Raw genomic sequence first — 13804 nt, forward strand, 5'->3', positions numbered from 1 at the left:
CTATGGCCGTTGCTTGGTCGCAGAGCGACCGGCCTGTCAACAGGGACGCCTTGAAAAGTTCGCGCCGCCAAGACGTTCAGCCGACCGCGACGCCCTGGCGCTCGGCAAAGTCGGCGAGCGCGGCACGAAGGTTCGGCGGCGGGGCGGCGAGCAGCCGATCGAGCTCCGCCATCGCGGCGCCGCGATCCAGCGATCGGATCATCGCCTTCACCGGGCCAACCGCGGCGGGCGTGATCGAAAGCCGCTTGAGGCCGATGCCGATCAGCGCCAGCGCCTCGAGCGTCCGCCCGCCCATCTCCCCGCACACCCCGACCCGGACGCCGGCCGCGTCGCATTGAGCGACGACGCGCCGCAGGAAGCGGAGGATCGCCGGCGACAACCAGTCATAGCGCTCGGCGAGGCGCGGGTTGGAGCGATCGGCGGCGAACAGGAACTGGGTGAGATCGTTGGTGCCGATCGAGACGAAATCGAGTTTCGGCAGCAGCAGGTCGAGCGTCTCCGCGAGCGCCGGGACCTCGAGCATACAGCCGTAACGCACCGCGCGGGGGACCATTTTCTTGCGCTCGGCAAGCCAGGCGCGCTGCGCCTCGACCAAGGCCTTCGCCTCGTCGAACTCCCAGGGCTCGGAGACCATCGGGAACATGATATCGAGCTCGCGCCCCGCGGCCGCCTCCACCAGCGCGCGCGCCTGCGCCTTCATCAGCGCGCCGCGATCGAGCGCCAGCCGGAGCGCGCGCCAGCCCATCGCCGGATTTTCCTCCCGCTCGTCGCCGCCGTCGAGATAGGGCAGCTGCTTGTCGCCGCCGACGTCGACGGTGCGGAAGACGACCGGCTTGTCGCCCGCCGCTTCGAGCACCGAGCGATAGAGCCGCGTCTGGCTCTCGCGGCGGGGCAGGGTGGCGGAGACGAGGAACTGGAATTCCGTGCGGAACAGGCCGATCCCGTCCGCCCCGGTGGCCGCGAGCGCCGCGACATCGTCGCGCAGGCCGGCATTCACCATCACCATGATCCGCTCGCCGTCCTTCGTCACCGGCGGCAGGTTGCGCTGCGCGGCATAATGGGCGCGAAGCCGCTGGCTCGCGCTGAGCTTCGTATCGAACGCCTCGGCGACGGCCGGCGTCGGCCGCGCCCAGGCGACCGCTGCGGTGCCGTCGAGCAGGACGAGATCGCCCTCGGCGATCTGCTGGCGAACGCTGCGGATGCGGCCCAGCATCGGCACCCCCATCGCCCGCGCGACGATGGTGACATGCGCGGTGAGCGACCCTTCCTCGAGGATCACGCCCTTCAGTTTGCGCCGATCATATTCGAGCAGCTCGGCCGGCCCCAGGTTGCGCGCGATCAGGATCGCATCCTGCGGCAGGCTCATCTGCGCCGCGGTGCCGAGCTGGCCGGACACGATGCGAAGCAGCCGGTTCGACAGATCGTCGAGATCGTGCATCCGATCGGCGAGCAGCGGATCGTCGATCTGGCGCATGCGCTGCTGCATCCGCTGGCGGACGCGCTCGATCGCCGCCTCGGCGGTGAGGCCGGAATCGATGCCCTCGTTGATCCGCCGCGCCCAGCCTTCGTCATAGGCGAACATCTTGTAGGTCTCGAGCACCTCCTGATGTTCGCCGACCGTGCCGAATTCGGCCTGGCCGGTCATCGCGTCGATCTGTTCGCGCATCCGCGAGAAGGCCGAAAGGACGCGATGACGCTCGACCTCGATATCCTCGGCGACCGTATGCTCGATCAGGATTCGCGGCTGATGATAGACGGCGTGGCCGCGCGCCATGCCGACCACGAGCCTGAGGCCCATCAGCCGCGCGGTCCCGGCGTCGCGCGCCGGATCCGAGGCCTGGACCGCGCGATCGGCCAGCCCGGCATTGGCGATCAGTTCGGACAGGACCATCGCCACCGTCTGCAACGCTTCGATCTCGATCTCGTCATAGGCCCTCGGATCGGCATGCTGGACCGCCAGCACGCCGATCGCCCGCTCCTTGCGCACGATCGGGACACCCGCGAAGCTATGGAAAAGTTCCTCGTCCGTTTCGGGGCGGTAGGCGAATTCGGGATGACCCGCCGCTTCCGCGAGATTGAGCACCGCGACATCGCGCGCGATCGATCCGACCAGGCCTTCGCCGAGCGCGAGCTTGGTGACGTGGACGGCGCTCTGGTTGAGGCCGACGGTCGCATAAAGTTCGAGCAGGCCGTCGCGCAGCAGGTAGATCGAGCAGACCTCGCTCGCCATCGCATCGGCGATGATCTTCACCACCTTGTTGAGCTTTGCCTGCGCGCTCGCCTTCGAGGCCATGACCTCGTGCAGGCCGGTCAGGATCTCGCGCGCGGAGGCGGCGGAGGTGGTGGGCATGACACGCGGCTATCAGAAAGCGCGGCCGCTTCCAATGCCGGGAACGACGGCTCAGCCGGCCTCGCAGGGGGCGCAGCCGGCGTCGCCGAGCTCGATCTGGATGGTGACGTGGCCGATGCCGAAGCGGTCGTGCATCAGCCGCTGCGCGTCGGCGAGGAAGGCATCGCCCGGATGGCCGCCGGCGACGACGAGATGCGTCGTCATCACCGCGGCCGCCGTGCCCATCGGCCAGATGTGGAGATCGTGCACCGCCGCGACGCCGGGCAGGCCGGCGAGCGCCGCGCGCACCTCCTCCGGCTCGATCCCGTCGGGCACCGCGCCCATCGACAGGAAGACCGACTGGCGCAGCAGGCCCCAGCTGTTCCAGAAGATCACCGCCGCGATCAGCAGCGAGAGCGCCGGATCGACCCACGCGGCGCCGGTCATGAGGATGATGCCGCCCGCGACGACGACGCCGGCGGAGACCCCGGCATCCGCCGCCATGTGAAGATAGGCGCCGCGGATATTGAGATCGCGCTTGCGCCCGCGGACGAAAAGCAGCGCGGTGGCAAGGTTGATGACGACGCCAACGGCCGCCACGGCGATCATCGGGCCGCCCGAAACCGGCTCGGGCGCCAGCAGCCGCTGCACCGCCTCGGCCGCGATCGCCCCCAACGCGATGAGCAACAGCACCGCATTGCCGAGCGAGGCGAGGATCGAGGCCCCGTGATAGCCCCAGGTGAAGCGGCTCGACGGCGGTCGCCGGGCAAGGCCGGCGCCGACCCAGGCGATCGCAAGGCTCACGACGTCGGAGAAATTGTGCCCGGCATCGGCGAGGAGCGCCATCGAATCGGTGATGAGGCCGGCCCCGGCTTCGACCAGCACGAAGCCCGTGTTGAGGGCGATGCCGATTGCGAAGGCGCGGCCGAAATCGACCGGGCCATGGCTGTGGCCGTTGTGGCTGTGTCCATGATGATGCCCGGCCACATTCGCCTCCGCTGCCCCGAGGGATGACTAGCGCGAGGCGCCGATGTGATACTAGCCCAGCGTTTCGACGAGCCAGTCGTGGAACAGGCGCACCGGCCGCCGATCGAGCGCCGCGCGGCGGCAGGCGAAGCGATAGGCATGGGCGCTGGTGGCGACCACGTCGAACAGGCGCACCAGCCGGGGATCGCTGGCGCCGTCCAGATGCGCCTCGAACATGAAGGCGATGCCGAGGCCCTGCGCGGCCGAGCCGAGCATCACCTGGCCGGAATCGAATTCGTCCAGTTCCGCCGGCGCGAGCCCCGGCACCCCCGCCGCCCGCCGCCACGAATCGAAGGCGTCGGGGAGGTCGCGGTGGACGAGCACGGTCGCGCGGGCCAGATCGGCGGGGGTCCTGAAGCGCGCCGCCGTCTCGGGCGATCCGATCGCGACGATCCCGCCCGTCGGGATGGTGCGGCTGTAAAGCGCCGGATCGACCGCCCGGGTCAGGACGATCGCCGCATCGAGCTCGTCATCGAGCCGGGCAAGGGCGCCCGGGCCGGTGTCGAGATCGATATGCAGGTCGGCATGGCGCGCGCGCAGCTCCGCGAGCTTCGGGATCAGGCGGAAGGAGGCGAAAAGCGGCGGCACACCGAGCCGCAGACGAAGCGCGTCATCGCCATCGGCCGGCAGCACCATCGCCCGAGCCAGCGCATCGAGCGCCGGACCGAGGTCCGCCAGCAGCCGGGCGCCGTCGGCGTTCAGGCGCACCGACTGGTGGCCGCGCTCGAAAAGCGGCCTCCCGACATGGCGTTCAAGCGCCTGGATCCGGCGGGAGAGCGCGGGGGAGGACAAGGCAAGCGCATCGGCGGCGGCCTTGACCGAACCGAGCCGGGCGGTCTGGACGAAGGCCTCGACGGCCGTCAGGGGCGGGAGCCTTTTCATCGCCGGCCTCCACTTTTGTGCGGCGCACATTGCATTTGGACGACGCCGCGTTGCGGTCCTGCGTTGTTTTCCCCCGGAATCCAGTCGGATTCAAGATGCAAAAGTTGCATGTGCGAATGTTTTCTTCGCACTTGCACAAAATCCTTCGCGGCCGCAAAAAGCCCCTGCCTTTCAGGCATCCTCTCCTAAAAACTTTCAGGCCGGCCTTCGGGTCGGCCTTTCTTTTTGTCCGCGCCCGGTTGGCCGATCCCCAAGCGCTGCCTATGTGGGTGCGCTGGCAAGGAGACGAGCATGGCCGATAGCGAATCCAAGGCGAGACGGCTCCAGGTCGCGACGATGCGGCCCGACGACAGCGGCCGGGGCATCGCCCGCCTGCCGCGCGCGCTGATGACCGAGATGGGCCTGGCCGAGGGCGACGTGATCGAGCTGGTCGGCAAGCGCGCCACGCCGGCCCGCGCCGTCGGCCCCTATCCCGAGGACGAGGGGCTGGAGATCATCCGACTCGACGGCCTCCAGCGCGCCAATGCCGAGATCGGATCGGGCGATTTCGTCGAGATCCGCAAGGCCGAGGCCAAGCCGGCCCAGCGCGTCGTCTTCGCGCCGGCGCAGAAGAATCTCCGCCTCCAGGGCTCGGCCCAGGCGCTGAAGCGCAGCTTCGGGATGAAGCCGCTCACCGCCGGCGACGTCGTCTCGACCACCGGGCAGCAGCAGATCACCCGCGGCGACATCCCGCCCGAGCTTCGCCAGATGCTCACCGCGCCGGCCTATGCGCTGCAGGAAATCCGCCTTGTCGTCGTGTCGACCGCGCCCAAGGGCATCGTCCTCATCGACGCCAATACCGAGGTCGAGCTGCGCCCCGAATATACCGAGGCGAACGAGAAGCGCCGCGCCGACGTCACCTATGACGATCTCGGCGGCATCGGCTCGACGATCGACCAGCTTCGCGAGATGGTCGAGCTGCCGCTGCGCTATCCAGAGATTTTCGAGCGGCTCGGCGTCGATCCGCCCAAGGGCGTGCTGCTCCATGGCCCGCCCGGCACCGGCAAGACCCGGCTCGCCCGCGCGGTCGCCAACGAAAGCGACGCCAGCTTCTTCCATATCGCCGGCCCCGAAATCATGGGCTCGGCCTATGGCGAGAGCGAGAAGAAGCTGCGCGAGCTGTTCGAGGAAGCGGGCAAGGCCGCGCCTTCGATCATCTTTATCGACGAGATCGATTCGATCGCGCCCAAGCGCGGCCAGGTGACCGGCGAGACCGAAAAGCGCCTCGTCGCCCAGCTGCTCACCCTGCTCGACGGACTGGAGCCGCGCCAGAACCTCGTCGTCATCGCGGCGACCAACCGTCCCGAGGCGATCGACGAGGCGCTGCGCCGGCCCGGCCGGTTCGACCGCGAGATCGTGATCGGCGTGCCGGACGAGAACGGCCGGCGCGAGATCCTCGCCATCCACACCCGCGGCATGCCGCTCGCCGACGGCGTCGATCTCAAGCTGCTGGCCCGCCAGACCTATGGCTTCGTCGGCGCCGACCTTGCCGCCCTCACCCGTGAGGCGGCGATCGAGGCGGTGCGCCGGATCATGCCAAAGCTCAATCTGGAGGACGGCACGATCCCGCCCGAGGTGCTCGACAACCTGTCGGTCACCCGCAAGGATTTCGAGGAAGCGCTGAAGCGCGTCCAGCCCTCGGCGATGCGCGAGGTGATGGTGCAGATGCCCGATGTCGGCTGGGACGATATCGGCGGCGTCGACGAGGCCCGCGAGCGGCTGCGCGAGGGCGTTGAATTGCCACTGAAGCATCCCGAGAGCTTCCGCCGGCTCGGCATCCGCCCGGCCAAGGGCTTCCTGCTCTATGGACCGCCGGGCACCGGCAAGACGCTGCTCGCCAAGGCGACCGCGCGCGAGGCGGAGGCGAATTTCATCGCCACCAAGAGCTCGGACCTCCTGTCCAAATGGTATGGCGAGAGCGAGCAGCAGATCGCGCGCCTGTTCGCCCGCGCCCGCCAGGTCGCGCCGACCGTGATCTTCATCGACGAGCTGGACAGCCTGGTCCCGGCGCGGGGCGGCGGGCTCGGCGAGCCGCAGGTGACCGAGCGGGTGGTCAACACGATCCTTGCCGAGATGGACGGGCTGGAGGAACTCCAGTCGGTCGTCGTCATCGGCGCGACCAACCGGCCCAACCTGATCGATCCGGCGCTGCTTCGGCCGGGCCGCTTCGACGAGCTGATCTACGTTCCCGTCCCCGACGAGGCGGGCCGGCGCCACATCCTTGGCATCCACACCAAGGGGATGCCGCTGGCCGACGATGTCGATCTCGACCTGCTCGCGGCCAAGACGGAGCGCTTCACCGGAGCGGACCTTGAGGACCTGGTCCGCCGCGCCGGCCTGATGGCGCTGCGCGAGCATATCGAGGCGACGAGCGTCACGATGGCCGAATTCAATCGCGCACTGGCGGAGACCCGCGCCTCGGTGACGGCGGAAATGGAAAATGAATATGCCCAGATCCAGGCGAGCCTGAAGCAGGACGCGATGAGCGCCGGCACGTCGGGAATCGGCTTCATCACCCCGGGGATGCTCACGCCGCGCGGGTCGAAGGCCTGACGCGCGGCCGTCGCGGGCGGCCGGAAACAGCCGTGCGGATCGGGCGTTGATCGCCTGGCGCACCGCCCGGTTCGTTCCGGGTCAGGTCCAGCTTGCCGCTTGCCAAGGCCGCGCCGATTTGCGAACCCGTCACCTTTCTTCGAATGGAAGCGAATATGTCAGCATCACTTGAGCAGGCCCCGCGCGATCGACGTTACGCGCGGGCGACGGGGGGCGGCCCGCTCTGGCAATTCCTGATCGGCTTCATCAAACATCCGGTGATGGTCGGCTCGGTGATCCCGTCGACCAGAGCGGTGATCGACAAGATGCTGGGCCGCGTCGATTGGGCGAACTGCAAGCTGTTCGTCGAATATGGCCCGGGCGTCGGCACCTTCACGGAACATGTCCTGGCGCGCATGGCCCCCGATGCGACGCTGATCGCGATCGACACCAATCCCGATTTCATCCGCTATCTCGACGGCAAGTTCACCGACAGCCGCCTGCTCGCGATCAACGGCTCGGCGGCGGACGTTCGGCAGATCATCGCCGATTGCGGCTTCGATCATGCCGACTACATCCTGTCCGGCCTTCCTTTCTCGACCCTTCCGGCCGGCGTCGGCCCGAAGATCGCCGAGGAAACCTACAAGGCGCTCCGTCCCGGCGGTGCCTTCCTGGTCTATCAGTTCAAGGCGAAGGTGCGCGATTTCATGGCGCCGCATTTCGACCGGATCGACAAGGGCTTCGAGTGGGTCAACGTGCCCCCCTGCCACCTCTTCTGGGGCTGGAAGTCGTAGCCCTCAGCGCCGCCGCAGCGGCGTGAAGTTCAGCCTTTTGGCCAGATTGTAGTCGGCGGTCGCAACCAGGAACCAGGCGACGCTCCATTTCAGCCGGTTCCACCAGGTCGAATTGGCGCGATGCGCCTCGCGCGTGATGCGCTTGCTCGCCGCCGCCTCGCCGTCGACGAAGCGGCGCATCATCTCGGCGAAGTCGGCATCGTCGATCCGAAGCATCATCTCCAGGTTGAGATAGAGGCTCCTGAGATCGAAATTGGCCGATCCGATATGGACGACATTGTCGAGCACGATCAGCTTCGAATGAAGCTTGGTCGCCTGATATTCGTAGACCTCGACCCCGCGCTTCAGCATCCGCCCGTAGAAGAAGCGGCTCGAATTGATCGTCCATTGATGATCGGTGATCGCCGGGGTGATGACCCGGGCGCGGCCGCGCTTCGCCACGCCGAAGATCCGCCGCAACATCGACAGGCTCGGCGCGAAATAGGCGACCAGGATGTCGAGCCGTGTCGCCACCATCATGTCGCCCTTCAGCGAACGGGCCCAGGGGGAAAGCCGCCGCGTCGGGCCGCCGAACAGCCAGTAGAGCGCGCCGTCCCGCGTGCTGTAGCGGCTGAGCATGCGCCGCAGCTTGCGGATCGAATCGTCGTCATCCTCCGCCCATCGGAACACCGCCTCGAAATAGCCGGTGAGGCAGGCGACGCTCGGCCCCTCCACCATCAGGCCGAGATCGCGCCACGCCCCGTCCTCGATCCGCCCGAAATAATCGGCCGAAATGTTGAAGCCGCCGATGATCGTGCGCGCGCCATCGGCGAGCGCCAGCTTCTGGTGATTGCGGAGCAGATAGCGCCGCCCCCAGCGCGGCACGAATCGGCAGAAGCGCGCGCCGGCATCGATCAATGGCTGGAAGAATCCGGCCGGCGCGCCGGATGCGCCGAAATCGTCGATCAGGAGCGAGACCTGAACCCCGCGTTCCTGCGCCCGCACCAGCGCGTCGCGCACCCGCCGGCCCACCGGATCGTCGCACCAGATATAATAGAGCAGGCGGAGCGATTCCGTCGCACCGTCGATCAGGTCGATCAGCGCCTCCAGCCGCTGCGGCCCTTCGGGAAGCAGCGTCAGCCGGTTGCCCGAGATGTCGACCGGCGCGAGCCGCGACGATTCGGTCTGTCCCGCATCTGCCATCGCCCCCGGCCTAGCCGGACGCGGCGGCGCGGGGAAGGCGCGTGCGACCGAAGGCATCGGTTGGCTGGCCGGACTCGATCGAAAACTCCGGCTCCCTGGCCGGGAGGGGAGATGTTTCGCTGGCTGCCGATTGGGCTTAGGGCGGTTCGGTGCATGTCTCGCGCCTCAGCCTGGCCGACTTCCGGTCCTATGCCGATGCGGCCTTCACGCTCGGCGACGGCTTCGTCCTCCTGACCGGGGAGAACGGGGCGGGCAAGACCAATGCGCTGGAGGCGGTCTCGCTGCTCTCGCCGGGTCGAGGCCTGCGCGGCGCCAGCCTTGGCGAGATGGCGCGCAAGGGCGGCACGGGCGGATTCGCGGTGGCGGCCGATCTGCGCGCCTCGACGGACGGGGAGGGCGAGATCAGGGTCGGCACCGGCACGCTCGCCGGCGCGCCCGAACGCCGTCAGGTGCGGATCAACGGCGCGCCGGCGTCGGCCAATTCGCTGTCCGAATGGCTGTCGGTGCTGTGGCTCACGCCAGCAATGGACCGGCTCTTCGTCGACACCGCATCGGCGCGGCGTCGTTTCCTCGATCGGCTGGTGCTCGCGCTCCGCCCCGGCCACGCGACCCATGCCGCGCGCTACGAGGCGGCGATGCGCGCGCGCAACAAGCTTCTCGCCGAAAACGCGGCGGACCCCGACTGGCTGACCGCGCTGGAGGCGCGCATGGCCGAACATGGCGCGGCGCTCGCCGAGGCGCGGCAGGCGACGGTCGACGCGCTCTCGTCGCGGCTCGCCGAGGCGCCCGAAGGCCCCTTCGCCCGCGCCGCGATCGCGCTCGAAGGCGGCGAGGTGCCCGATCTCGCCGCCGCGCTGGCCGCCGATCGCGCGCGCGACGCCGCCGCCGGGCGCACCCTCGTCGGCCCGCACCGCACCGATCTTGCCGTCACCCATGTCGGCAAGAGCCAGCCCGCCGCGCTCTGCTCGACCGGCGAGCAGAAGGCGCTGCTGATCGGCATCATCCTGGCCCATGCCGATCTTGTCGCCGACGCGACGGCGCGCCGCCCGATCCTGCTGCTCGACGAGGTCGCCGCCCATCTCGATCCAGTGCGCCGCGGCGCGCTGTTCGAGCGGCTCGCCGGCAAGGGGCAGGTGTGGATGACGGGCACGGAGCCGGCCCTGTTCGAGGGCATCGGGGCGGCCACCCGGATCGCGCTCGGCGGCTGAGCTTATTCGGCGGCCTCGACCGCGCCCTCGCCTTCCTGCTCGCGCTCGCTCTGCTGACGCGTCCACATCTCGGCATAGAGGCCGCCCGCGCGCAGCAGCTGGGCATGGGTGCCGCGCTCGGCGATGCGGCCCTGATCGAGCACGACGATCTGGTCGGCCTCGACGACGGTCGAAAGCCGATGGGCGATGACGATGGTGGTGCGCCGCCTGGCGACATGGTTCAGCGTCTCCTGGATCGCCGCCTCGGTGCGGCTGTCCAATGCGCTCGTCGCCTCGTCGAGGATCAGGATCGGCGGGTCCTTGAGCAGGGTGCGCGCGATCGCGACCCGCTGCTTCTCGCCCCCCGACAGCTTGAGCCCGCGCTCGCCCACCATCGAGTCATAGCCGTTGGGCAGCGAGGCGATGAAACCGTCGATCGCCGCGCCCCGCGCCGCCGCCGCGACCTCCTCGTCGGTGGCGCCGTCCTTGCCGTAGCCGATATTGTAGCCGATCGTGTCGTTGAACAGCACCGTATCCTGCGGGACGATGCCGAGCGCGGCCCGCAGGCTGGCTTGCTTCACGCTTGAAATATCCTGCCCGTCGATCGTGATCCGCCCGGCGGTCGGCGCGTAGAACCGGAACAGGAGGCGCGACAGGGTCGATTTGCCGGCGCCCGAGGGGCCGACGACCGCGGTCATCGTTCCGGGCTTCACCTCCAGATCGACGCCCTTCAGGATTTCGCGTCCCGGCTCGTAGCCGAAATGCACGTCCTCGAAACGGATGTGACCGGCGGCGACGCGAAGATCCGGCGCACCCGGCGCGTCGACGATCTCCGCCGGCGTATCGACCAGCGTGAACATCGCGTCCATGTCGATCAGTCCCTGCCGGATCGTGCGATAGACCATGCCGAGCATGTCGAGCGGCCGGAAGAGCTGCGCGAGCAACGTGTTGACGATGACGAGATCGCCCGTCGTGAAGCGCCCCTCGCTCCAGCCCCACACGACGAAGCCCATCGCGCCGGCCATCATCGCGTTGGTGATGAACGACTGGCCGACGTTGAGCCAGGCGAGGCTGGTCTCGTTCTTGACCGCGGCGTCGGCATATTTGCGGACGGCCCGGCCGTAGCGCCGCGCCTCGCGTTCCTCGGCGCCGAAATATTTGACCGTTTCGTAGTTGAGCAGGCTGTCCACCGCCCGGGCCACCGCCTTGGTGTCGAGATCGTTCATCGCGACGCGCAGCTGCGTGCGCCAGTCGGTCACCATGCGGGTGTAGCGGATGTAGAGCGCGACCATGACCGCGGTCGCAAGGACGAGGCCCCAGCCGAACTTCACCCAGAACAGCCCCATGACGATGACGAGCTGCACCAGCGTCGGCGCAATGTTGAACAGCAGGAAATAGAGCATCATGTCGATGCTCTTGGTCCCTCGCTCGACGATCTTGGTGACGGCGCCCGTCCGCCGCTCGAGATGGAATCGCAGCGACAGGTCGTGAAGGTGGCGGAAGGTCGTCTCGGCGAGCCGGCGGGTCGCGTCCTGGCCGACCCGTTCGAATATGCCGTTCCTGAGATTGTCGGCGAGCACCCCGCCGAAGCGCGCGCCCGCATAAGCGGCGACGAGGGCGATGGCGACCGCCGCCGCCGGCTCCAGCCCCGCCGTCATCCGGTTGACGGCCGCGCCATAGGCGAGCGGCATGACGAGGGTCGTGACGCCGATCGAGGCGAGCACGAGGAGCAGCGAGACGACGACCCGCGCCTTCAGGCCCGGCTCGCCCGCCGGCCACAGATAAGGCAGGAACCGCCGCAGCACCGCGAATGTCGGCTCGGCCGGTGCCGTCTCCTCTGTCGCCTCGTTCGCCATGTTCGTCGCTAGATAGGCGATGGCGCCGCCTTTCCCAAATAACGGGCGCGCAACGAAGGGAACGACAGTCGCGACCTGAACATTGTGCGCTCAAAGGAGCGGAAAATGGGACCGGTGCTTTTCGTCATGGCGATCCTGGGGTGCGGCGAAGGCGATGCCGCCTGTCAGCAGGTGCGCACGGTCGAGACACCCTATCGGAGCGAGGCCGCGTGCCTCGCGGCGACCGAGGGGGAGCTCGCCCGGTCCGACGCCGATTATCCGACGCTCTTCGCGCAGTGCCGGCCGGCGGGATCGGCCGCCGCCACCATCCGCGCGAGCGAGATCCTGTTGCCGCGCGGCGGCGTGCTGCCTAGCGTCCTTCCCTCGCCTCGCTATGCGGATGCGTCGTCGGTCAATCGCCGCTAGACGCCGCCGAGCGCTCGCACGGCTGGGGCCGCTGCGATAGGCGGGGCGAACAAGGGGGAGATCGAAATGCGCGCATTCCTGGGAATCATCGTCGGCATCGTCGTCGCGCTGGCAGCCGCTTCGTGCGTCGCGGTGATTGGCGGCTGGCTCTTCCCGACACCACTGCAGCGGGCCATCGAGATGACTCCCGATGGCGTGCGATCGGCCTTCGGCGACATGCCGCTCGGCGCGCGCCTCACGCTCGTCGTCGCCTGGCTCGCAGGCGGGTTCGCGGCCGGGGCGGTGGCGAAGGCGATCTCCCGCCAGCGCTGGGCGGCCTGGACGGTCATCATCCTGTTCGGGCTCTACGCACTGGCGACCGTCCTCCTGCTGCCGATGCCCGGCTGGCTCCAGGCGCTCGGCATCGTCGCCCCGCTCGTCGGCGGCGCGATCGGCGAAGGGCTGGTTTCGGCCGCCCCGCCCGCCACGCCGGACCACACGGAACCGGCGATCGGCGACTGACCGCCCGCTGGCGATCACCAGCGTTCGATTTCGGACACCAAAAGTTGGCGTAGATTGCCGTCTATTGGCGATGTCGAAACGGCCCCGAAATCACGTGATCGGCAAAAAGCGCGGATTTCCGCCGTTTTCTGCGTTTGGCACGGGCGCTGCACAGTCCCTGGCATGATCGTCGGATGGTCCGGCGGTCGGGATCAGGGAGAATTAAAATGTCGGTTTCGCTCTACAACGTTCAGTCGCTGGTCGTTTCCGCCCTCGGCGCGCTGCTGGTCGGCAGCCTGTTCCTCTCCGCCGCGGTTGGCCCGGCCACCATGATCTAACCCCCCTGCTCCGGCAGGGGGCCATTCCGGCCCTCGCCCCGATGCAGCCAGTTCACAGGGATTGACGAAATGACCACCCGCTACGCACCGGACAAAGCCAACGGCAAGCTGCTCGGCGTGTGCGCCGGCATCGCCCGCACCGTCGATTGCGACCCGATCTTCATCCGGTTCGCCGCCCTCGGCGCGCTGCTGGCGCTCGGCCCCATCGCCGTCGCCCTCTACATCCTTGCCGCCTGGCTCGGCGACTGAGCCTAGTTGCCCAGCTGGAGCGGCAGGAAGATGCCCAGGATCGACAGCGCGAACGCGATCGCCGCGACGATCAGGGCCACGCGCGCAAGCTGCGCCGCCTGCCGCGCCTGATCCGCCGCATCGCGGACCGGGTCCCCCTTATCATCCATTGCGAACGACCGCCGTTCAGGCCGGGATCGGCAGCGGCCGCGGCACGCTGACGCTCACCGCCGCCCGCGCATTGGCCGGCGGCGGCGCCACGCCGTCGCGCGCATAGCCGGCCATCGCCTCCTCCAGCGCCCGGCGCGCCTCGCCGATCGCCTCGTCATCGTCGCGCCCCAGCGCGCTTACGCCCGGAAGGTCCGGGAAGCTTGCGATGACCAGCCCGTCATAGCGGGTGGCGAGCTGAAGAGCGTAGCTGATCATGGCGAGTCTCCCGCGACTCCGGTCGCAACCGGCGGATGTTCCTCCCGCCGGGCCGGCGAGTCAAATGCCGCCGGTCCGTTTCGATGAACGAACGATAACG

13 protein-coding genes are annotated in these 13804 nt (G+C 68.7%); 6 read left to right on the forward strand and 7 right to left on the reverse strand.

What is annotated here, in order from left to right:
* Positions 1–76: 76 nt before the first annotated feature.
* The 3 genes from ptsP to FRZ32_RS05405 are packed head-to-tail and all read right to left on the reverse strand — an operon-like array spanning position 77 to position 4237.
* Complete coding sequence (gene ptsP / locus FRZ32_RS05395) at positions 77–2350, reverse strand: phosphoenolpyruvate--protein phosphotransferase (RefSeq protein ID WP_147042552.1); 2274 nt, start codon at positions 2348–2350, stop codon at positions 77–79.
* Between the two features lie 51 nt (positions 2351–2401).
* A complete protein-coding gene (locus tag FRZ32_RS05400) occupies positions 2402–3316 on the reverse strand; it encodes a cation diffusion facilitator family transporter (RefSeq protein ID WP_147042553.1) in 915 nt (304 codons plus the stop codon).
* Positions 3317–3367: 51 nt separating this feature from the next.
* The gene (locus FRZ32_RS05405) at positions 3368–4237 is read right to left on the reverse strand and encodes a LysR substrate-binding domain-containing protein (protein WP_147042554.1); all 870 of its coding nucleotides are present in this window, start codon (positions 4235–4237) and stop codon (positions 3368–3370) included.
* A 291-nt stretch (positions 4238–4528) separates the two neighbouring features.
* On the opposite strand from FRZ32_RS05405, the gene FRZ32_RS05410 reads away from it, so the two are divergent.
* Both FRZ32_RS05410 and FRZ32_RS05415 read left to right on the forward strand, forming a co-directional pair.
* Positions 4529–6829, forward strand: coding sequence for a CDC48 family AAA ATPase (locus FRZ32_RS05410; RefSeq protein WP_147042555.1), 2301 nt, complete (start codon positions 4529–4531; stop codon positions 6827–6829).
* A 155-nt stretch (positions 6830–6984) separates the two neighbouring features.
* A complete protein-coding gene (locus FRZ32_RS05415) occupies positions 6985–7602 on the forward strand; it encodes a class I SAM-dependent methyltransferase (protein WP_147042556.1) in 618 nt (205 codons plus the stop codon).
* Positions 7603–7605: 3 nt separating this feature from the next.
* Here the strand turns inward: FRZ32_RS05415 and FRZ32_RS05420 are convergent, their stop codons facing one another.
* Complete coding sequence (locus FRZ32_RS05420; RefSeq protein WP_147042557.1) at positions 7606–8784, reverse strand: phospholipase D-like domain-containing protein; 1179 nt, start codon at positions 8782–8784, stop codon at positions 7606–7608.
* Positions 8785–8933: 149 nt separating this feature from the next.
* Between FRZ32_RS05420 and recF the strand changes: the two genes are divergently transcribed.
* Positions 8934–9992 carry a DNA replication/repair protein RecF gene (gene recF, locus FRZ32_RS05425; RefSeq protein ID WP_147042558.1) on the forward strand — a complete coding sequence of 353 codons (1059 nt, stop codon included), beginning with the start codon at positions 8934–8936 and terminating at the stop codon, positions 9990–9992.
* A gap of 2 nt (positions 9993–9994) precedes the next feature.
* On the opposite strand, the gene FRZ32_RS05430 is transcribed toward recF, so the two are convergent.
* Positions 9995–11827, reverse strand: a complete 1833-nt coding sequence (locus FRZ32_RS05430) for an ABCB family ABC transporter ATP-binding protein/permease (protein WP_147042559.1) — start codon at positions 11825–11827, stop codon at positions 9995–9997.
* A gap of 105 nt (positions 11828–11932) precedes the next feature.
* On the opposite strand from FRZ32_RS05430, the gene FRZ32_RS05435 reads away from it, so the two are divergent.
* The 3 genes from FRZ32_RS05435 to FRZ32_RS05445 all read left to right on the forward strand — a co-directional run bounded on the left by FRZ32_RS05435 (position 11933) and on the right by FRZ32_RS05445 (position 13299).
* Positions 11933–12232: a hypothetical protein gene (locus FRZ32_RS05435; protein ID WP_147042560.1), complete on the forward strand. Its 300-nt coding sequence runs from the start codon at positions 11933–11935 to the stop codon at positions 12230–12232.
* A gap of 66 nt (positions 12233–12298) precedes the next feature.
* The gene (locus FRZ32_RS05440; RefSeq protein WP_147042561.1) at positions 12299–12733 is read left to right on the forward strand and encodes a hypothetical protein; all 435 of its coding nucleotides are present in this window, start codon (positions 12299–12301) and stop codon (positions 12731–12733) included.
* 386 nt (positions 12734–13119) lie between these two features.
* Positions 13120–13299 carry a PspC domain-containing protein gene (locus FRZ32_RS05445; RefSeq protein ID WP_147042562.1) on the forward strand — a complete coding sequence of 60 codons (180 nt, stop codon included), beginning with the start codon at positions 13120–13122 and terminating at the stop codon, positions 13297–13299.
* A 2-nt stretch (positions 13300–13301) separates the two neighbouring features.
* On the opposite strand, the gene FRZ32_RS15210 is transcribed toward FRZ32_RS05445, so the two are convergent.
* Entirely contained in the window at positions 13302–13448 is a 147-nt protein-coding gene (locus FRZ32_RS15210; protein WP_158635842.1) for a hypothetical protein, read from the reverse strand.
* 16 nt (positions 13449–13464) lie between these two features.
* Entirely contained in the window at positions 13465–13704 is a 240-nt protein-coding gene (locus FRZ32_RS05450) for a type II toxin-antitoxin system HicB family antitoxin (protein WP_147042563.1), read from the reverse strand.
* Positions 13705–13804: the final 100 nt, after the last annotated feature.

The organism is Sphingosinicella ginsenosidimutans, from assembly GCF_007995055.1.
GTDB classification, from domain to species: domain Bacteria; phylum Pseudomonadota; class Alphaproteobacteria; order Sphingomonadales; family Sphingomonadaceae; genus Allosphingosinicella; species Allosphingosinicella ginsenosidimutans.

Coding starts and splice junctions, on each gene's coding strand:
- FRZ32_RS05440 (WP_147042561.1), top strand. CDS start 12,299: ATGCGCGCATTCCTGGGAATCATCGTCGGCATCGTCGTCGCGCTGGCA.
- FRZ32_RS05450 (WP_147042563.1), bottom strand. CDS start 13,704: ATGATCAGCTACGCTCTTCAGCTCGCCACCCGCTATGACGGGCTGGTC.
- FRZ32_RS05430 (WP_147042559.1), bottom strand. CDS start 11,827: ATGGCGAACGAGGCGACAGAGGAGACGGCACCGGCCGAGCCGACATTC.
- FRZ32_RS05415 (WP_147042556.1), top strand. CDS start 6,985: ATGTCAGCATCACTTGAGCAGGCCCCGCGCGATCGACGTTACGCGCGG.
- FRZ32_RS05405 (WP_147042554.1), bottom strand. CDS start 4,237: ATGAAAAGGCTCCCGCCCCTGACGGCCGTCGAGGCCTTCGTCCAGACC.
- FRZ32_RS05445 (WP_147042562.1), top strand. CDS start 13,120: ATGACCACCCGCTACGCACCGGACAAAGCCAACGGCAAGCTGCTCGGC.
- FRZ32_RS15210 (WP_158635842.1), bottom strand. CDS start 13,448: ATGGATGATAAGGGGGACCCGGTCCGCGATGCGGCGGATCAGGCGCGG.
- FRZ32_RS05410 (WP_147042555.1), top strand. CDS start 4,529: ATGGCCGATAGCGAATCCAAGGCGAGACGGCTCCAGGTCGCGACGATG.
- FRZ32_RS05420 (WP_147042557.1), bottom strand. CDS start 8,784: ATGGCAGATGCGGGACAGACCGAATCGTCGCGGCTCGCGCCGGTCGAC.
- ptsP (WP_147042552.1), bottom strand. CDS start 2,350: ATGCCCACCACCTCCGCCGCCTCCGCGCGCGAGATCCTGACCGGCCTG.
- FRZ32_RS05435 (WP_147042560.1), top strand. CDS start 11,933: ATGGGACCGGTGCTTTTCGTCATGGCGATCCTGGGGTGCGGCGAAGGC.